Annotated in this window: 21 protein-coding genes and 1 pseudogene; 6 read left to right on the plus strand and 16 right to left on the minus strand. The window is 66.7% G+C overall.

All coding sequences use genetic code 11. From position 1 onward, the window contains the following. Positions 1 to 57: 57 nt before the first annotated feature. Positions 58 to 267, plus strand: coding sequence for a twin transmembrane helix small protein (locus WT26_RS18710; protein WP_043187227.1), 210 nt, complete (start codon positions 58 to 60; stop codon positions 265 to 267). Positions 268 to 442: 175 nt separating this feature from the next. On the opposite strand, the gene WT26_RS18715 is transcribed toward WT26_RS18710, so the two are convergent. From WT26_RS18715 to WT26_RS18750, 8 genes and pseudogenes are all read right to left on the minus strand, one after another. Next, positions 443 to 1,300, minus strand: coding sequence for a cytochrome c oxidase subunit 3 (locus WT26_RS18715; RefSeq protein WP_059531382.1), 858 nt, complete (start codon positions 1,298 to 1,300; stop codon positions 443 to 445). Between the two features lie 138 nt (positions 1,301 to 1,438). Further along, on the minus strand, positions 1,439 to 1,639 hold the full coding sequence (locus WT26_RS18720) for a DUF2970 domain-containing protein (RefSeq protein WP_059531385.1): 201 nt from the start codon (positions 1,637 to 1,639) through the stop codon (positions 1,439 to 1,441). A 16-nt stretch (positions 1,640 to 1,655) separates the two neighbouring features. Beyond that, positions 1,656 to 2,258, minus strand: a complete 603-nt coding sequence (locus WT26_RS18725; protein ID WP_059663344.1) for a cytochrome c oxidase assembly protein — start codon at positions 2,256 to 2,258, stop codon at positions 1,656 to 1,658. A 35-nt stretch (positions 2,259 to 2,293) separates the two neighbouring features. After that, positions 2,294 to 2,434 carry a cytochrome oxidase small assembly protein gene (locus WT26_RS38070; protein ID WP_027789063.1) on the minus strand — a complete coding sequence of 47 codons (141 nt, stop codon included), beginning with the start codon at positions 2,432 to 2,434 and terminating at the stop codon, positions 2,294 to 2,296. A gap of 75 nt (positions 2,435 to 2,509) precedes the next feature. Further along, positions 2,510 to 4,117, minus strand: a complete 1,608-nt coding sequence (ctaD, locus tag WT26_RS18735) for a cytochrome c oxidase subunit I (protein WP_069273497.1) — start codon at positions 4,115 to 4,117, stop codon at positions 2,510 to 2,512. A 43-nt stretch (positions 4,118 to 4,160) separates the two neighbouring features. After that, positions 4,161 to 5,759, minus strand: coding sequence for a cytochrome c oxidase subunit II (gene coxB, locus WT26_RS18740; RefSeq protein ID WP_059531387.1), 1,599 nt, complete (start codon positions 5,757 to 5,759; stop codon positions 4,161 to 4,163). 57 nt (positions 5,760 to 5,816) lie between these two features. Next, the gene (locus WT26_RS18745) at positions 5,817 to 6,341 is read right to left on the minus strand and encodes a DUF2244 domain-containing protein (RefSeq protein ID WP_155774667.1); all 525 of its coding nucleotides are present in this window, start codon (positions 6,339 to 6,341) and stop codon (positions 5,817 to 5,819) included. Between the two features lie 195 nt (positions 6,342 to 6,536). Beyond that, positions 6,537 to 7,498 (minus strand): annotated as a pseudogene (locus tag WT26_RS18750) (methyltransferase domain-containing protein). An 80-nt stretch (positions 7,499 to 7,578) separates the two neighbouring features. Here WT26_RS18750 and WT26_RS18755 point away from each other — a divergent pair. Further along, a complete protein-coding gene (locus WT26_RS18755; protein WP_069273499.1) occupies positions 7,579 to 8,337 on the plus strand; it encodes a phosphoribosyltransferase family protein in 759 nt (252 codons plus the stop codon). A 110-nt stretch (positions 8,338 to 8,447) separates the two neighbouring features. Beyond that, positions 8,448 to 8,918: a tRNA (uridine(34)/cytosine(34)/5-carboxymethylaminomethyluridine(34)-2'-O)-methyltransferase TrmL gene (gene trmL, locus WT26_RS18760; RefSeq protein WP_059663350.1), complete on the plus strand. Its 471-nt coding sequence runs from the start codon at positions 8,448 to 8,450 to the stop codon at positions 8,916 to 8,918. A gap of 43 nt (positions 8,919 to 8,961) precedes the next feature. Here trmL and WT26_RS18765 read toward each other — a convergent pair whose 3' ends face one another. The 5 genes from WT26_RS18765 to WT26_RS18785 form a co-directional block, all read right to left on the minus strand. Next, complete coding sequence (locus tag WT26_RS18765) at positions 8,962 to 9,486, minus strand: O-acetyl-ADP-ribose deacetylase (protein WP_069273500.1); 525 nt, start codon at positions 9,484 to 9,486, stop codon at positions 8,962 to 8,964. A 68-nt stretch (positions 9,487 to 9,554) separates the two neighbouring features. Beyond that, positions 9,555 to 10,553 (minus strand): NAD(P)H-dependent glycerol-3-phosphate dehydrogenase, encoded by a 999-nt coding sequence (locus WT26_RS18770; RefSeq protein WP_059663356.1) that lies wholly within the window; start codon positions 10,551 to 10,553, stop codon positions 9,555 to 9,557. Positions 10,554 to 10,581: 28 nt separating this feature from the next. Next, entirely contained in the window at positions 10,582 to 11,064 is a 483-nt protein-coding gene (secB, locus tag WT26_RS18775) for a protein-export chaperone SecB (protein ID WP_011353285.1), read from the minus strand. Between the two features lie 107 nt (positions 11,065 to 11,171). Beyond that, positions 11,172 to 11,432 (minus strand): glutaredoxin 3, encoded by a 261-nt coding sequence (gene grxC, locus WT26_RS18780; protein ID WP_021164237.1) that lies wholly within the window; start codon positions 11,430 to 11,432, stop codon positions 11,172 to 11,174. Then, entirely contained in the window at positions 11,429 to 11,851 is a 423-nt protein-coding gene (locus WT26_RS18785; protein ID WP_059531404.1) for a rhodanese-like domain-containing protein, read from the minus strand. The genes grxC and WT26_RS18785 overlap by 4 nt, the downstream gene beginning before the upstream one ends. A gap of 136 nt (positions 11,852 to 11,987) precedes the next feature. Here WT26_RS18785 and gpmA point away from each other — a divergent pair, with 136 nt between their 5' ends. The 3 genes from gpmA (at position 11,988) to WT26_RS18800 (ending at position 15,332) form a co-directional block, all read left to right on the plus strand. Further along, complete coding sequence (gpmA, locus tag WT26_RS18790) at positions 11,988 to 12,734, plus strand: 2,3-diphosphoglycerate-dependent phosphoglycerate mutase (protein WP_021164239.1); 747 nt, start codon at positions 11,988 to 11,990, stop codon at positions 12,732 to 12,734. Between the two features lie 193 nt (positions 12,735 to 12,927). Next, a complete protein-coding gene (locus tag WT26_RS18795; protein ID WP_059531409.1) occupies positions 12,928 to 14,475 on the plus strand; it encodes a S41 family peptidase in 1,548 nt (515 codons plus the stop codon). A gap of 104 nt (positions 14,476 to 14,579) precedes the next feature. Next, positions 14,580 to 15,332, plus strand: coding sequence for a HesA/MoeB/ThiF family protein (locus tag WT26_RS18800; protein WP_069273501.1), 753 nt, complete (start codon positions 14,580 to 14,582; stop codon positions 15,330 to 15,332). 45 nt (positions 15,333 to 15,377) lie between these two features. On the opposite strand, the gene ptsP is transcribed toward WT26_RS18800, so the two are convergent. The 3 genes from ptsP to WT26_RS18815 form a co-directional block, all read right to left on the minus strand. Then, positions 15,378 to 17,147: a phosphoenolpyruvate--protein phosphotransferase gene (ptsP, locus tag WT26_RS18805; protein ID WP_069273803.1), complete on the minus strand. Its 1,770-nt coding sequence runs from the start codon at positions 17,145 to 17,147 to the stop codon at positions 15,378 to 15,380. 210 nt (positions 17,148 to 17,357) lie between these two features. Further along, the gene (locus WT26_RS18810; protein WP_006477716.1) at positions 17,358 to 17,627 is read right to left on the minus strand and encodes an HPr family phosphocarrier protein; all 270 of its coding nucleotides are present in this window, start codon (positions 17,625 to 17,627) and stop codon (positions 17,358 to 17,360) included. A gap of 76 nt (positions 17,628 to 17,703) precedes the next feature. After that, complete coding sequence (locus WT26_RS18815; RefSeq protein ID WP_069273502.1) at positions 17,704 to 18,174, minus strand: PTS sugar transporter subunit IIA; 471 nt, start codon at positions 18,172 to 18,174, stop codon at positions 17,704 to 17,706. Positions 18,175 to 18,330: the final 156 nt, after the last annotated feature.

An 18,330-nucleotide genomic window follows, 5' to 3' on the forward strand; every position in this document is an offset into this window, starting at 1 on the left:
ACGCGAGGTGCGATAATTATCCTCTTCCTTTCGAATTGCCGTCGTCCGGTTCGTGTCATGCACATACTCGTTCCCATCGCCTTCGTCCTCATCATTGCCAGCATGGGCTCGGCGCTCTACTTCATGATGCACGACCGCGGCCACACGAAACGCATGGTCTGGTCGCTCGCCACCCGCGTCGGGCTGTCGGTCTCGCTGTTCCTGCTCATCCTGATCGCGAACGGGATGGGCTGGATCCATTCGACCGGGCTGCCGATCGGGCGTTGATCGATCTGCCGTCGCGGCCGCTGTGACATTTCGCCGCATGGCCGCGCCACCAAGCAAAAGCGCCGCCAGACTGAGTCGCGGCGGCGCCAGGGTGGTGTCGCTCGCAGCGTCGCTGCCGCGCCCACGACACCAATGAAAACGGCCCGCGCGTTGCTGCGCGGGCCGTTTGTTCCATTTACAGCCAGTAGACGACGACGTACAGGCCGAGCCAGACGACGTCGACGAAGTGCCAGTACCACGCGGCGCCTTCGAATGCGAAGTGGTGATCGGGCTTGAAGTGGCCGCGGATCATCCGCACCAGCACCACCGCGAGCATCGTGCCGCCGAGGAACACGTGGAAGCCGTGGAAGCCCGTCAGCAGGAAGAACGTCGAGCCGTACACGCCCGAGTTCAGCGTCAGGTTCAGTTCGTTGTACGCGTGGTAGTACTCGAAGCCCTGCAGGAACAGGAAGCAGATACCGAACACGAGCGTCGCGGCCAGCCATGCGATCGCCTTCTTGCGATGGTCGTCACGCAGCGCGTGGTGCGAGATCGTCAGCGTCACGCCCGACGACAGCAGGAACGCGGTGTTCAGCGTCGGGATCGGCCACGGGCCCATCGTCTTGAAGTGGCCGGCGAGTGCTGCCGGGCCTTCGTTCGGCCACACCGCCGAGAAATCCGGCCAGATCAGCTTGTAGTCGAGGCTGCCGAGCTGGTGCAGCGCGATTTCACGGGCATAGAACAGTGCGCCGAAGAACGCGCCGAAGAACATGACTTCCGAGAAGATGAACCAGCTCATGCTCCAGCGGTACGACTTGTCGACGTTCTTGCCGTAATGACCGCCTTCCGACTCGGCGATCGCATCGCCGAACCAGTGATACAGCGTGAAGAGCAACCAAAGCAGGCCGAGCAGCGCCGTAAACGGCGCCCATTCGTGACCGTTGATCCACAGCGCTGTCGATCCGAGCATGACCAGCAGGCCGATGGCCGCGCTGATCGGATGCTGCGACGGATGCGGCACGAAATAGTACGGGGTCTGGTTTTGACCGCTCATGCTTGATTCTCCACTTCAGTCCAATTTGTGTACCGGAAACCGCTCCGGCTTTATTTCTTGCGCGGCGTGACCGCCACCGCTCTTTCCCGCACGCGGCGCCGTGGCGCCGCGCACTGCATTCTTTCGTGGCCGCGCGCCTCAGCCCACCACGGCACGCACGATCAGGATCAGTACGCCGATGAACATGCCGGCCGCCAGCAACGCGACGATCAGCACGTGCAGCGGATTCAGCTGCGTCGCGTCGGCCTCCAGGTCGCGCCGCTTGCGCACCCCGAAGAACGACCACAGCACGGCCTTCAGCGCCTGACCGAACGACCCGCCCCGCTTGACCTCCGTCATCGCCCCGCCTCCGTCGTCATGCATCCGGCTTCGCCGCGCCCTGCGCCGCGGTCTTGCCCGGCGCCGGCGTGGCCGGCGTATTCAGCTCGAAGAACGTGTACGACAGCGTGATCGTCTTCACGTCCTTCGGCAGTTTCGGATCGATCACGAACACCACCGGCATCTTGCGCGACTCGTTCGCGGCCAGCGTCTGCTGCGTAAAGCAAAAGCACTCGATCTTCTTGAAGAACTCCGTCGCCTGCTTCGGCGCGTAGCTCGGAATCGCCTGTGCAACGACCGGCCTGCCCTGCCCGTTCGTCACGTCGTACACGATCGTCGTCAGCTCACCCGGATGCACGTCGAGGCTGTTGTGCTCCGGCTTGAAACCGAGCGGGCCCCGAGCATTCGCATCGAACTCGACCGACACCGTGCGGCTGGTGTCGACCTGCGAATTCTTCACCTCGCGCTCGCTCACATCGCGCTGCACCAGGTTGTTGATGCCGGTGATCTGGCAGATCGCCCGGTACATCGGGATCAGCGCGAAGCCGAAACCGAACATCAGCCCGGCCACGACGAAGAGCTTCACCAGCATCGAACGATTGAACGCGCGATCGACGGCGCCCTCTTCCGGCTTCGACATACGACAACTTCCTCGCTACTGCGTCTGTTGCTGCATCAGTGAGTGGACAGCCACCACTGCTTGATCACGACACCCACAAAAAAAACGGCGGCGATGACGAGCAGGATGAGGCCGAGCCGCTTGTTGCCCGCGCGGATCTGCTCGGGCGTTCGTCTTTGTTGTGGATTCCGGTTCATCTGAAACCTGCTGTAGAACGTTCCGCCTCGCCCGCCTGCGGCGGCGGGCATTGGCGGAACATCCGGTGAAACGAATTACTCGACGGTCGGCGGTTGCTCGAACGTATGGAAGGGGGCCGGGCTCGGCACCGTCCACTCGAGGCCCGTCGCGCCGTCCCACGGCTTGTCCGACGCCTTTTCCAGCTCGCCGCCGCCACGATAGGCCGGCAGCGCGACCGCGAACAGGAAGTACACCTGCGCGAGGCCGAAGCCGAATGCGCCGATCGTCGCGACCTGGTTGAAGTCCGTGAACTGCGCCGGGTAGTCCGCATAACGACGCGGCATGCCGGCGAGACCGACGAAGTGCATCGGGAAGAACGTCAGGTTGAAGAAGATCATCGACGCCCAGAAGTGGATCTTGCCGCGCGTCTCGTTGTACATCCAGCCCGTCCACTTCGGCGCCCAGTAGTACCAGCCCGAGAACAGCGCGAACAGCGAGCCGGCCACCAGCACGTAGTGGAAGTGCGCCACCACGAAGTAGGTGCCGTGATACTGGATGTCGAGCGGCGCCATCGCGAGCATCAGGCCCGTGAGGCCGCCGAACGTGAACACGAACAGGAAGCCGATCGCGAACAGCATCGGGGTTTCGAAGGTCATCGAGCCGCGCCACATCGTCGCGAGCCAGTTGAACACCTTCACGCCCGTCGGCACCGCGATCAGCATCGTCGCGTACATGAAGAACAGCTGGCCGGTGACCGGCATGCCCGTGGCGAACATGTGGTGCGCCCAGACCATGAACGACAGGATCGCGATCGAAGCCGTCGCGTACACCATCGAGCTATAGCCGAACAGCGTCTTGCGTGCGAACGCCGGGATCACCTGCGACACGATCCCGAACGCCGGCAGAATCATGATGTACACCTCGGGGTGGCCGAAGAACCAGAAGATGTGCTGGTACATCACCGGGTCGCCGCCGCCTGCTGCGTTGAAGAACGACGTGCCGAAGTGACGGTCGAACAGCACCATCGTGATCGCGCCTGCCAGAACCGGCATCACCGCGATCAGCAGGTACGCCGTGATCAGCCACGTCCATGCGAACATCGGCATCTTCATCAGCGTCATGCCCGGTGCGCGCATGTTCAGGATCGTCACGACGATGTTGATCCCGCCCATGATCGACGACGCACCCATGATGTGCACCGCGAAGATCGCGAAGTCCATGCCCGGGCCCATCTGCGTCGACAGCGGCGCGTAGAGCGTCCAGCCGGCGGCCGTCGCGCCGCCCGGCGCGAAGAACGAACCGACCAGCAGCACCGCCGCGACCGGCAGCAGCCAGAAGCTGAAGTTGTTCATCCGCGCGAACGCCATGTCGGACGCGCCGATCTGCAGCGGAATCATCCAGTTCGCGAAGCCGACGAACGCCGGCATGATCGCGCCGAACACCATGATCAGGCCGTGCATCGTCGTGAGTTCGTTGAAGAACTCCGGACGCATGATCTGCAGGCCCGGCTCGAACAGCTCGGCCCGGATGCCGAGGGCCATCACGCCGCCCGACAGGAACATGATGAACGAGAACAGCAGGTACAGCGTACCGATGTCCTTGTGGTTGGTGGCGAACAGCCAGCGCCGCCAGCCGTGCGGCATTTCGTGCGCGTGGTCGTCGTGCGCGTGGTCCGCGGCTACGTCGTGCCCGATGCTAGACATGAGAATCTCCTAATGCGAATACGTCGACTAACTCAGCGACACGTCAAGCCGCCGGGCCGATCTCGACACGCCGGGCTTCCTTCGCGTCCGCCCCGCCCGTGATCGTTTCCGGCTTTTTGAGAATAATGTGGTCTTCCGCCACGCCTGCTGCCTTCAGCGCGTCGCGCACGGCTTGCGCGCGATGCTTCGCCAGTTCGGCGTTCGCGTCGGCCGAGCCCGTCTTGTCGGTGAAGCCCGACAGCGCGAGCTTCGCGTCCGGATGTGCCTTCGCATAGTCGGCCGCGGCGGCGATCGCCGCTTTCGCGTCGGCCGGCAGCACGCTCTTGCCCGTCTCGAAGTAGATCGTCGACAGCGCGGCCGATGCCGCTGCCGCCGCCGGCTGTTCAGCGGCGCCCGACGCGGCTTGCGCCGGTGCCGAAGCCGCTTCTGCCGGTGCCGCTGCCGCGCCCGCCGCGTCTTCCGGCATCTTGCCGTTACGCGCGTCGGCCACTTGCTTCGGCTGCAGCAGGTCGTTCTTGTGGTTGCCCCACGAATTGCGCTCGTACGTGATGACCGAAGCGATGTCGAGATCCGACAGCGATGCCCACGACGGCATCGCGCCCTTGCCGTGCAGCACGCGCTCGACGTGGCCGGCGATCGGGCCGTTCACGATCGGGCTGCCGTCCATGGCCGGGAATGCGCCGAGGCCCTTGCCGCTCACCTGGTGGCAGGCCGCGCAGTTCGCCTTGTAGACTTCCTCGCCGTGCGCGACGAGTTCGGCCATCGTGTAGACCTTGTTCGGATCGACGGCGGCGCTGGCCAGCTTGGCCTTCTGCGCGGTGACCCACTTCGCGTAGTCTTCGTCCGACAGGACTTCGACGACGACCGGCATGTATGCGTGTTCCTTGCCGCACAGCTCGGTACAGAAACCGCGGAACGTACCGACCTTGTCGGCCTTGAACCACGTGTCGCGCACGAAGCCGGGGATCGCATCCTGCTTCACGCCGAACGCGGGCACGTACCACGAGTGGACGACGTCGTTCGCGGTCGTGATGATGCGGATCTTCTTGTTGACCGGCACGACGAGCGGGTTGTCGACTTCCTGCAGGTAGGTGTCGGTGATCGGCTTCTTGCCCATCACTTCGTCACGCGGGGTGCTGAGCGTCGACAGGAAGCCGATGCCCTCGCCCGGGCCCTTCACGTAGTCGTAGCCCCACTTCCACTGGTAGCCGGTGACCTTGATCGTGAGATCGGCGTTGGTCGTGTCCTTCATCGCGACGACGGCCTTCGTCGCCGGCAGCGCCATCAGCACGACGATGACGAACGGCACGATCGTCCAGATGATCTCGACGGTCGTGCTTTCATGGAAATTGGCGGCCTTGTGGCCCTTGGATTTGCGGTGCGCGAAGATCGAATAGAACATCACGCCGAACACGCCGACGAAGATCACCGTACACAGGATCAGCATCATCGTGTGGAGATCGTAGAGCTCCTCGGCGATTTTCGTGACCGGCGGCTGAAAGTTGATCTCGTTGACGCGGGGGCCGCCCGGGCTATCACCGACCGCCAGGGCGGCACCGGCAAAGAGCAATCCGCTGCATGCCAGCACGCCCGTGAGGGCTCGCTTGATTGTTTTCATAGCATCCTTACCCAAAATTTCCATTCAAACCCTCCCCCGTCGCAAGCCTCCGGCCCGTTTCCGGCCAGTGCCCGCGCCTCGTCAGCCGCAGCGCCTGAGCGATGCGCGCAGTTCGTCGGCGAACTGCGCACGCTTGTACTGCGCGAGATGCTGCCCGATTACGACGGTCTGCCCGCGCGATACCAGCCGAATCGGATCGCGTGGCGTCGCACCCGGCTCGACCCGCACCCAGCGCGGGTTGAATTCGATCTGCGTGAGCCGCTCCGCATCCATCCGCTCGATCACGAGCCGGTGCGGATACAGCCTGATGCGTTCGTAATCGACCGCATGGCGAGCATAGATCGCAAATGCGACACCCACCGCCAGCAACTCGATTCCGGTGAAGGGCATGACGAGCCAGGCCCCCCGCCACATCAGCAATGTCGCGATCACCAGCGAGAAGCCCGCGAGCGACGCGTAAAACAGCACGAACTGGCGCGGCGACGCCGAACAGTTGCGTTTCATCAGCCAGTCTTCGAGGACGGGTTCCGCATCCGCCGCATCAGTCGAAACACACGCTGCTTCCATCGCCGCCTCACGCGAATGGCATGCGATGCATGCCTGCATCGGACTCGTCGCCCCGTATTGCGGGGACCCCGGGACGACAAGCTGACGCATTATAGGCGGGTTCAATGGCATCCACAAGCAAGCGGCTATCGCCCCGCAAGCCAAGCGCGACAAGCTTTCCGGCCATTTCAGGCGCCAATTCGACCCCGCTTTGCGCCGCTAATTTCAGACATAACAAAACCCCTCTTTACCGCTCTACCGATTCTTCGGACGGCCCTTTCCGATGTCCTCGATGCGCACGATCCCGTGCCCCTCGGCGGTCGTGCGCGGCACGGCCTTCCACGCGTGGCCGTAGATCACTTCGAACGTCAGGGCGATCGTGCCGTCCGCGCGCCGGCGCGCCTCCAGCGCGTCGCCGAGCGCCGCGCGAAAGCGCCGCGTCGCGCGCTGCGGCGCCTCGCGCTCGAACGGATAGGCACCCCAGCGGCGCACGTCGGCCAGCAGGGAGTCGGGGGTCTTGTAGGTGACGGTCAGCACTTCCTGATCCATCACGGGAATCTCGAAGCCGCTCTCGACGAGCATGTCGCCGAGGTCGTGCATGTCGACGAATTCGATCACGCGGCGGGCGGCGCGATGCCGAGCGCCGCCTCGGCGTCCGCGCAGGCCGCGCGCAGTTCGCGCAGCGTGTCGGGGCCGAGCGTGCTGAACATCAGCAGGCCGTTCACGCGCAGCACGCGCTGCCATTCGGGCAGCACCGTGTCCGGACGCGAATGCCAGTGGAGCGCGAGATTCGACCAGATCAGGTCGAACGCGCCGCCCGGGAACGGCAGCGCGGAAAAATCGGCCTGGGCGACGCGGGGGCCGCGCTGGCCCAGCGCGCGGCCGAGCGAGGCCGGCAGCCAGCGGCGCCAGCTCGTCTGCTCGACCTCGCGCTGACCGGCTCGCGCAAGCATCGCGCCGGACAGGTCGACGCCGAATACGGGCGCCTCCGGAAAGCGCGCGCGCAGCGCCGGCAGGTCGTCCCCGGGGCCGCAGCCCGCGTCCAGCACGGCCGCTGGGCTTACCTTGATGTATTCGAGGCGCTCGTTCATCCGCTGCGCGATCTCGCGCGGCAGGAACGCGACCGCGTCGAACGTGGCGGCGCGGCGGTCGAAGATCCGCCGCAGGCGCCTTGCGTCATTGGCCGGACGGCCGGTTGAAGTCGAAGCTGGGGACATGTCGGGCACACTGGCGAAGAGCCCGAAGTATACTCGCTCGCCCCGCAGGCTTCATTGAGGCCATATTGAGGAGCCTGCCGATGATTCGCCGTCCGTTTCCGGAGTCGATCCGCGTCGTTATGTCGCAGGCTTTCGCGCAGATCGCGGCAATCGCGCTGCCGAATCGCTGCGCACTGTGCGGCAATTTGTCACATACGATGATTTGCGGCGCCTGCGACGCCGCGTACTGGAACGAAGCGCGGCTGCGCTGCGGCGTCTGCGCGGTGCCGCTCGCCCCGGGGCACGCGCGGCGCGCGGCCGCGTACCGTTGCGACGCATGCCGTGCGGCACCGCCGCCGTTCGATGCGACGCTCGCGCTGGCGGACTACCGCGCACCGCTCGACGGGCTCGCGCGCGGCCTGAAATTCCACGCGCGGCTCGCGCTCGGCGCGGAATTCGCCGGCCGGCTCGCCCGGCTGCTCGCCGACACGCACGGCGCGGACGGCGGCTTCGACGTGCTCGCGCCGGTACCCCTTGCGCATGCCCGGCTCGTCGCGCGCGGCTACAACCAGGCGTGGGCGATCGCGCGCCCGCTCGCGCGGCGGCTCGGCGTGCCGGCCGACGCGACGCTGCTCGCGCGCGTGGTGGAAACGGCGCCGCAGTCGCGGCTCGACCGGCACGCACGGCGCGACAACGTCGCGGCATTCGCGGTGGCGGGCGGCGTCGCCGGCCGCCACGTTGCGCTCGTCGACGACGTGATGACGTCCGGCGCGACGCTCGCGGCCGCCGCGCACGCACTGAAGGCGGCGGGTGCCGCACGCGTGACGAATCTGGTTGCGCTGCGCACCGCCAGGGATTAATTAGTGAGAAGCCGGCCGCCCGCCCGCGGCCGCGATCGTGACAAACCGGCCGGTCCGGCCGCCGCCCAGCAGCGGGGGCCGCGCCGGAAACCGCCATCCGAAACCGAAACATGTTCAACGTCGTCCTCGTCGCCCCCGAAATCCCGCCGAACACCGGCAACGTGATCCGCCTGTGCGCCAACACGGGCGCGCGCCTGCACTTGATCGAGCCGCTCGGCTTCCCGCTCGACGACGCACGGATGCGCCGTGCGGGCCTCGACTATCACGAGTATGCGCAGATGCGCGTCCACCGCGACTGGGACGCGTTCATCGCGGCGGAAACGCCCGATCCGGCGCGAATGTTCGCGTTCACGACGCGCGGCTCGGGCCGCTTCCACGATCATGCATTCCTGCCCGGCGACTGGTTCGTGTTCGGCTCGGAAACGCGCGGCCTGCCCGCCGAACTGCTCGGGCGCTTCCCGAACGAACAGCGCGTGCGCCTGCCGATGCGGCCGGACAACCGCAGCCTGAACCTGTCGAACACGGTTGCGGTGGTCGTGTTCGAGGCGTGGCGCCAGGCCGGTTTCGAAGGCGGCGCCTGAGCGTCGACCATCGACCATCGACCGTCGTTCGCGCGAACGTGCGTCAGCGACGCGCGAGCCGCGCGCGGTACAGGTCGTAGATGTCGGGGGAAAAGCACGCGAACACCACGCGTGCGAGATTCGGCGCCTGCGGCAGCATTTCGGCGACGGTGCCCACGGCGATGTCGACGGCTTCTTCGGCCGGATAGCGATAGATTCCGCAGCTGATCGCCGGGAACGCGATCGACGTCGCCGCGACCTCCTCGGCCAGCTCGATCGCGCGGCGGTAGCACGACGCGAGCAGGTCGGCCTCGCCGCGCCTGCCGCCGTGCCACACGGGCCCGACCGCATGGATCACGTAGCGCGCCGGCAGCCCGTGGCCGCGCGTGAGCTTGGCGTCACCCGTGTCGCAGCCGCCGAGCGTGCGGCACTCTGCGAGCAGGCCGGGGCCGGCCGCGCGGTGGATCGCGCCGTCGACGCCGCCCCCGCCGAGCAGCGAGCCGTTCGCGGCGTTGACGATCGCGTCGACATCGAGCGTCGTGATGTCGACGACCTGCGCATCGAGCGTGGTGGAACGGATCTGCAGCATGACGGCCTCCTCGAATGCCGGAGATGGTTCAAGCGTAATCCGCTTTGCGCGGCGATGCGACCGCCGCGCTACTCGGCGCGCGCGTCGCGCCGCAGCAGGCCGCTGACGGCGTCGCGCGGCGCGATGCCGTCGAACAGCACGCCGCACACGGCTTCGGTGATCGGCATCTCGATCGACTGCGCGCGCGCGATGGCCAGCACGGCCTGCGCACAGCGCACGCCTTCGGCCACGTGGCCGAGCGCGCCGAGGATATCGTTCAGCGTGCGGCCGGCCGCCAGTTGCAGGCCGACCGTGCGGTTGCGCGACAGGTCGCCCGTTGCGGTGAGGATCAGGTCGCCGAGGCCGGTCAGGCCCGTGAAGGTTTCCGCACGGCCACCGAGCGCGACGCCCAGCCGCGACATTTCGGCGAGGCCGCGCGTGATCAGCGCGGCACGCGCGTTCAGCCCGAGGCCGAGGCCGTCGGCGATACCGGTCGCGATCGCGAGCACGTTCTTCACCGCGCCGCCGACCTCGACACCGACCACATCGTCGCCCGTGTAGATCCGCATCGCGCCGTGATGGAACGCGGCGAGCGTGCGCTCGCGGCATTCGGCGGACGTGCTCGCCACCGTCAGCGCGACGGGCAGCGACTGCCCGACCTCGCGCGCGAAGCTCGGCCCCGACAGCACGCCGTTGCTGTGCTGCCCGGGCAGCTCGGCCGCGATCACCTGGTGCGGCAGCAGGTGCGTGTCGGCCTCGAAGCCCTTGCAGACCCAGACGATGTGCGCAGGCACGCAGCCTGCGTCGCGCATCGCGTGGCACAGCGTGCGCAGCCCGGCCACCGGCGCGGCGATCACGCACAGCGCGTCGTCCGCGGCGCCATGCGCGAGCGCGGCGCCGAGATCGGCGTCGTAGCGCAACGCGTCAGGCAGCGCGATGCCGTCCAGATAGCGGGAATTTTCGTGCCGGGCCTGCAGCCCGGCGATGAGCGCGGCATCGCGCGCCCACAGAAGCGTATCGTGCCGCGCGGCCAGATGGCCCGCGAGCGCGGTGCCCCAGGCACCGGCGCCGAGAACGGCTACTTTCATACCCAGCACCGGTCCTCCGAACAGAACGTCAGTTCAGCGTCGTGCCGTTCGGCGCGCCTGCTGCGGCACCGGCCTGCTGCTGAAGCTGCGCGAGACGCTGTTCGTACAGCGCCTGGAAGTTGATTTCCGCCAGGTGGATCGGCGGGAAGCCCGCGCGCGTGATCGCGTCGGCGATGTTCGAACGCAGGTACGGGAACAGGATCGTCGGGCACGCGATGCCGACGAGCGGATCGAGCTGTTCGTCCGGAATGTTGCGGATGTCGAAAATGCCGGCCTGCTTCGCTTCGATCAGGAACGCGACCTTGTCCTTCACCTTCGCGGTGACGGTGCCCGACACGACGACTTCGAATACGCTTTCCGCGAGGCGGTCGGCCTTGACGTCGACTTCGACTTCAACCGACGGCATGTCCTGCTCGAGGAAGATCGCCGGCGAATTCGGCTGCTCGAGCGACATATCCTTCAGGTAGACGCGCTGGATGTTGAAGAACGGTTGGTTTTCGACGTCGGACATGGTGTTTCCCTAAAAGTGGTGACGGGGCGGCCCGGCTTCTCGCCGGCCGCCACGGATGAATCCTGCGCGCCCAAGCCGCGGCGCGGCCGGCGGCCATTCTGCCCTAATCAGGCCGCTTGCAGAAGCGGAACGAGCCCGCCTTCGCGGTCGAGCTTCGACAGATCGTCGTAGCCGCCGACGTGCGTGTCGCCGATATAGATCTGCGGCACCGTGCGGCGCCCCGTGCGCGACATCATTTCGTCGCGGCGGGCCGGATCGCGGTCGATCAGCACCTTCTCGATCTGCTCGACACCGCGCAGCTTCAGCAGGCGCTCGGCCTGGATGCAATACGGACACACCTGCGTGCTGTACATCAAAACCTTGTTCACTTCGCCACTCCTTGTTTGACGACCGGCATCCCGGCCTGCTGCCAGGCGGCCACGCCGCCCTCGAGCACGTGCACCTCGGCGTAGCCCGCCGCCTCGACCTCGCGCGCCGCCTTCTGCGACTGCTGGCCGTTCTGGCAGACGAGCAGCACCGGCGTGCTCTTGTTCTTCGCGACCTGCGCAATTTTCGCGCCGATCTCGCCCGCCGCGACCTGACGGGCCGACGGCAGGTGGCCGGCCGCGAAATCGGACGCGGCGCGCACGTCGATCACGACCGCGTTGCGGCGGTTGATGAGTTGCGTCGCCTCTGCGGCCGACAGGCCGCCGCGACCGCGGCGCAGCGCGGGCCAGGCCAGCAGGCCGCCGGATACCACCAGGATCGCGACAAGGGCCAGGTTGGTGTAATCGGTAAAGAACGTCACGGAAATCCGCCGGAAAAAGAGAAATCGGATGAGGACAATCCCGCCATTATAAAATAACCGTCTTGCGCGATGGCGGGCCCCGGTCGGGTCCCGTGCGACGCGCCCCGCTTCCCTATCACTACCGACCGCAAGATCCATGTACAAACTCGTTCTCATCCGCCACGGCGAATCGACGTGGAACAAGGAAAACCGCTTCACCGGCTGGGTCGACGTCGACCTGACCGAACAGGGTCGCAACGAGGCCTACCAGGCCGGCGAATTGCTCAAGGAGGCCGGCTACACGTTCGACATCGCGTACACGTCGGTACTCAAGCGCGCAATCCGCACGCTGTGGCACGTGCAGGACCGGATGGACCTGATGTACCTGCCGGTCGTCCACTCGTGGCGCCTGAACGAGCGCCACTACGGTGCGCTGTCGGGCCTGAACAAGGCCGAAACGGCCGCGAAGTTCGGCGACGACCAGGTGCTCGTGTGGCGTCGCAGCTACGACACGCCGCCGCCCGCGCTCGAGCCGACCGACGAACGCGCGCCGTTCAACGACCCGCGCTACGCGAAGGTGCCGCGCGAACAGCTGCCGCTCACCGAGTGCCTGAAGGACACGGTCGCGCGCGTGCTGCCGCTGTGGAACGAGTCGATCGCCCCGGCGGTCCGCGCCGGCAAGCAGGTGCTGATCGCCGCGCACGGCAACTCGCTGCGCGCGCTGATCAAGTACCTCGACGGCATCTCGGACAGCGACATCGTCGGCCTGAACATCCCGAACGGCGTGCCGCTCGTGTATGAACTCGACGAGAACCTGAAGCCGATCAAGCACTATTACCTCGGCGACCAGGACGCGATCGCGCAGGCGCAGGCCGCCGTCGCGAAGCAGGGCAAGGCGGGCTGATCCCGCCCCGCCGCGCCGGCCCCGCGCCGGCGCGGCGGGCGCTTGCGCGAACCCCGAGCGTTTGCGCGAACCTCTTCGCCCGGGCACGGTCGAACCGGTTTCGGTCCTTTCCACTGCCCCGCCGGACGAACAGTTATACTTGTCCGCTACATCCCCGCTACCGCCACGCGCTTCCCGACCGCACCAGATCTCTATGCGAATGAAATTGAAGAACATCGGCCTGATTGCCGCGGGCCTCGCCACGGGCGTGTTCGCCACGCTGCAGGTTTCCGCATCGGCCGAGCAGACCGCCACGGCGCCGCTTCCCCTCGACCAGCTCCGCCTGTTCGCGGAAGTCTTTGGACAGATCAAGCGCGAGTATGTCGAACCGGTCGACGACAAGAAGCTGCTGACGGCCGCGATCAAGGGCATGGTGTCGAGCCTCGACCCGCACTCGTCGTTCCTCGACAAGACCGACTATGACGAGCTGCAGGAGCAGACGAAGGGCCGCTTCGCGGGTCTCGGCATCGAGATCTCGCAGGAAGACGGCCTCGTCAAGGTGATCTCGCCGATCGAAGATACGCCCGCGTTCCGCGCCGGCATCCGTCCGGGCGACCTGATCACGCGCATCAACGACAAGCCGGTGCGCGGCATGACGCTCGACAAGGCCGTGAAGCAGATGCGCGGCGAGCCGGGCACCAAGGTCACGCTGACGATCTTCCGCAAGAGCGACGACCGCACGTTCCCGGTCACCGTCACGCGCGCGATCATCAAGGTCCAGAGCGTGAAGATGAAGATCCTCGATCCGGGCTATGCCTATGTCCGCATCACGAGCTTCCAGGAACGCACGACGCCCGATCTCGCGCAGAAGCTGCAGGACATCGCACGCCAGCAGCCGAACCTGAAGGGCCTCGTCCTCGACCTGCGCAACAACGGCGGCGGCCTGCTCCAGAGCGCGGTCGGCGTGGCCGGCGCGTTCCTGCCGCCCGACTCCGTCGTCGTGTCGACCAACGGCCAGATCCCCGATTCGAAGCAGGTCTACCGCGATACGTACGACAACTATCGCCTGCCGTCCTTCGACGGCGATCCGCTGAAGAACCTGCCGCCGGTCTTCAAGACGGTACCGATGATCGTGCTGACGAACGCCTATTCGGCGTCCGCGTCGGAAATCGTCGCCGGTGCGCTGCAGGATTCGAAGCGCGCGCAGATCATGGGCAAGACGACGTTCGGCAAGGGTTCGGTGCAGACGGTCCGCCCGATGACGGCCGACACCGCGCTGCGCCTGACCACCGCGTATTACTACACGCCGAGCGGCCGTTCGATCCAGAACAAGGGCATCACGCCGGACGTGCCGGTCGATCAGTACGCGGACGGCGATCCGGACGACGTGCTCGTGACGCGCGAGGTCGACTACACGAACCACCTCGCGAACACGCAGGATCCGAACGAGAAGAAGGAACAGGAAGAGCGCGAGCAGCGCCGGATGGATCAACTGCGCGTCCTCGAAGAGCAGAACGACAAGAAGACGCCGGAGCAGCGCCAGAAGGATCGCGATCGCAAGCCGATCGAGTTCGGCAGCGCCGACGACTTCATGATGCAGCAGGCGCTCAACAAGCTCGAAGGCAAGCCGGTGCAGGAATCGAAGTCGCTGCTCGCCGAAAGCACGAAGGGCGCGGCCGGCAAGGCCGCGACGGCCCCGAAGGCATCGGGCGCCAGCGCGAAGCCGGCCTCCGCACCGAAGCCCGCGTCGGCGCCGAAGTAAGCGCCGGCCGGCATCCGACGGGCCATCGCGGGAAGACCGCGATGGCCCGTTTTTCATGCGCGCCTAAAATAACGACACGTCCGCCGCTTCGCCCACGACTCCCCATGAACGACGATCAACTCCTTCGCTACTCCCGCCACATCCTCGTCGACGAAATCGGCATCGAGGCGCAGCAGCGCTTTCTCGATGCGCATGCGATCGTCGTCGGCGCGGGCGGCCTCGGCTCGCCCGCCGCAATGTACCTCGCGGCATCGGGCGTCGGCACGATCACGCTCGTCGACGCCGATACGGTCGATCTCACGAACCTGCAGCGGCAGATCCTGCACGTGACGGCGTCGGTCGGCCGCAGCAAGGTCGAATCGGGACGCGACGCGCTCGCGCAACTGAACCCCGAGGTGAAGGTGCACGCGGTCGTCGCGCGTGCCGACGACGCATGGCTCGACGCGCACGTGCCGAACGCGACCGTCGTGCTCGACTGCACCGACAACTTCGCGACGCGGCACGCGATCAACCGCGCGTGCGTCGCGCATGGCGTGCCGCTCGTGTCGGGCGCCGCGCTGCGCTTCGACGGCCAGATCAGCACGTTCGATTTCCGCGACCCGGCCGCGCCCTGCTATGCGTGCGTGTTTCCGGAAGACCAGCCGTTCGAGGAAGTCGCGTGCGCGACGATGGGCGTGTTCGCGCCGACGGTCGGGATCATCGGTGCGATGCAGGCCGCCGAGGCGCTGCGCGTGATCGGCGGCATCGGCAAGACGCTCAACGGGCGGCTGATGATGCTCGATTCGCTGCGGATGGAATGGACGACGATGAAGATCGCGCGCCAGGCCGACTGCCCCGTGTGCGGGGGCCGGCACTGACGCGCGGCCCACGCCCCGCGTGCGGGAACGTGGGCGTGCGACCGGCTAGGCCGCATCCGCGCGCGGCTCGGCGACCGACAGGCGCTGCAGCGCGGCCTGCACTTCCTCCGGCTCGAACGCGGCGAGCACGTCGGCCGTCGGCTTCTCGAGCGCCTTCAGGTGCGCGCGCAGGATCTCCTGCTTCACGACGAGCAGCTGGCTCGGGTGCATCGAGAACTCGGTGAGCCCCATCCCCAGCAACAGGCGCGTGAGCGCCGGATCGCCCGCCATCTCCCCGCACACCGACACGGATACGCCCGCGCGCTTCGCTTCGCGCAACGTATAGGCGATCAGGTGCAGCACGGCCGGATGCAGCGGGTCGTACAGGTGCGCGACCGCATTGTCGGCACGGTCGATCGCGAGCGTGTACTGGATCAGGTCGTTCGTGCCGATCGACAGGAAATCGAACCGCTTCAGGAACAGCGGCAGCGCGATCGCCGCGGCCGGGATCTCGATCATCGCGCCGATGCGCACGTTCGGATCGTACGCGAGCCCCGCGTCGTCGAGCTGGCGCTTCGCCTCGCGGATCAGGTCGAGCGTCTGGTCGATCTCCTGCGCGTGCGCGAGCATCGGGATGAGGATCTTCACCTGGCCGAACGCGGACGCACGCAAAATCGCACGCAGCTGCGTGAGGAACATCTGCGGCTCGGACAGGCTCCAGCGGATCGCGCGCAGGCCGAGCGCGGGGTTCGGCGCCGTCTCGTAGCCCTCGTCGAGCGCCTCGAGCGGCTTGTCCGCGCCGACGTCGATCGTGCGGATCGTCACCGGCATGCCCTTCATCCACTCGACGGCCCGCTTGTATGCGGCGAACTGCTCCTCCTCTTCCGGCATCTCCTTCTGATGCATGAACAGGAACTCGGAACGGAACAACCCGACGCCGACCGCGCCGGCCTCGACCGCCGCCTTCGCGTCGTCGGGCAGCTCGATGTTCGCGTACAGCTCGATCTTGGTGCCGCACAACGTTTGCGTCGGCGAGAACTTCAGACGCTGCAGCTTGCGTTGCTCGAGCAGCTTCTCGGACTGCCGGTACGAATACTCCTCGAGGACGATCGGTGCCGGATCGACGATCACGATGCCCTGGTCGCCGTCGACGATGATCAGGTCGTCCTGGCGGATCAGCGCGCTCGCATGCTGCACGCCGACCGCGGCCGGAATGCCGAGGCTGCGCGCGACGATCGCCGTGTGCGACGTGCGCCCGCCGAGGTCGGTGACGAACGCCTGGAACGACTGCGACTTGAACTGCATCATGTCGGCCGGCGCGATGTCGTGCGCGACGACGATCATCTCGTTCGTGCCGTTCGCGGCCGCGCGGTCGAGCGCCTGCGACGCGGACGGTGCACCGGCGAGCGCCTTCAGCACACGCTCGACCACCTGCTCGATGTCGGCCTTGCGCTCGCGCAGGTATTCGTCCTCGATGTCGTCGAAGTGACGCGTGAGCAGCTCGAGCTGCTCGGTCAGCGCCCATTCGACGTTGTAGCGGCGCGTGCGGATCAGGTCGATGGTTTCCTGCACGAGCATCTCGTCGCTCAGGATCATCGCGTGGACGTCGATGAATGCACCGACCTCGCTCGGGGTGTCGTCGGTCAGGTCGGCGCGCAGCGCCTCGAGTTCGTGATGCACGACATCGAGCGCCGTGCGGAAGCGCTCGACCTCGGCGTCGATCTGGTTGGCGTCGATCAGGTAATGGGCGACGTCGAGCGCCGCCGGCGCGATCAGGTACGCTCGCCCGATCGCGATACCTCGTGAGACGGGAATGCCATGCAGCGTGAAGGACACGCGCACCTCCTCTGTACAAGTAAAGCCGCGGCACACTGCTGCGATGCGCTTATGACCCCGGTTAGCGATTATAAATTCCACACGTGGCCGCTGACTGCATGCACCGCAGCATTGCGCGGATCGCATCAATCGTGCCTGCGAAAAAAATGCCGCGGAATCCGCGGCATTCTGACTGGAAACGGCAACGATCCCGTGCGTGGCGCGTGCGGATCACTGGCCTTCGCCGAACTTGTCCGCGATCAGTTTCAGCAGTGCGTCCATCGCTTCCCGCTCGTCGGGCCCTTCGGTCTCGATCGTCACGGTGCTGCCGATGCCCGCCGCCAGCATCATCACGCCCATGATGCTCTTCGCGTTGATCTTGCGCCCGTTGCGCGTCATCCAGACTTCCGACTGGAAGTTGCCGGCCAGTTGCGTAAGCTTGGCCGATGCGCGCGCATGGAGCCCCAATTTGTTGACGATGGTGGTTTCTTGTTGAAGCATGATTCTCGGTCAGGTCGGTCGGGGCCGCCGGCGGCCAGCGCCGGCGAACGGGTCTAAAACGGGGAACGCAATCCGGTCACGTCGGCCGGGTGCGCGGGCACGGCTCCGGCGGAATCGGCGCGCACTGGCCGCAGCCGGTTTCGCTCGGCGGCGGCGGCGTGCCCGCCGCGACTTCGTGGACACCCTTCGCGCCGCCGGACAACGCCTTGTCGACCAGCTTGTCGAGCGGCACGGTGCGGTAGCAGACGGCCCGCACGAGCATCGGCAGGTTGGCGCCCGCCAGCACCCGCACGTCCGCGACCTTCGCGAGCTGGCCCGCGATGTTCGCGGGCGTCGCGCCGTACATGTCGGTCAGCACGACCACGCCGTTCTCTTCCATGAGCCGCGCGAGCTCCGCATGCGCGAACGCCATCACCTGGGTCGGATCGCTGTCCGCCATCACGTCGATACAGCCGATGCGGGCGGGCACGCCGCCATAGATGTGCGCGATGCAGTCCCGCAGCGCGGTGGCGAGCGGGGCGTGCGCGATGATCAGGATCCCGGCCATGTCAGCACCCGCCTGTCCGCCCCGAGCCGGGCAACGAGCAACGCGATCGAGAGGGTCGTTTCATGTTCAAGCCTTGCAACAGTGTCGGCCCGACCGCCGGGCCTTCGGTGCGCGATCGCGGCACCGGGCAAGCGGGCATTGTAGCAGGCCGGTCGG

It is taken from the genome of Burkholderia cepacia (assembly GCF_001718835.1).
Classification (GTDB): domain Bacteria; phylum Pseudomonadota; class Gammaproteobacteria; order Burkholderiales; family Burkholderiaceae; genus Burkholderia; species Burkholderia cepacia_F.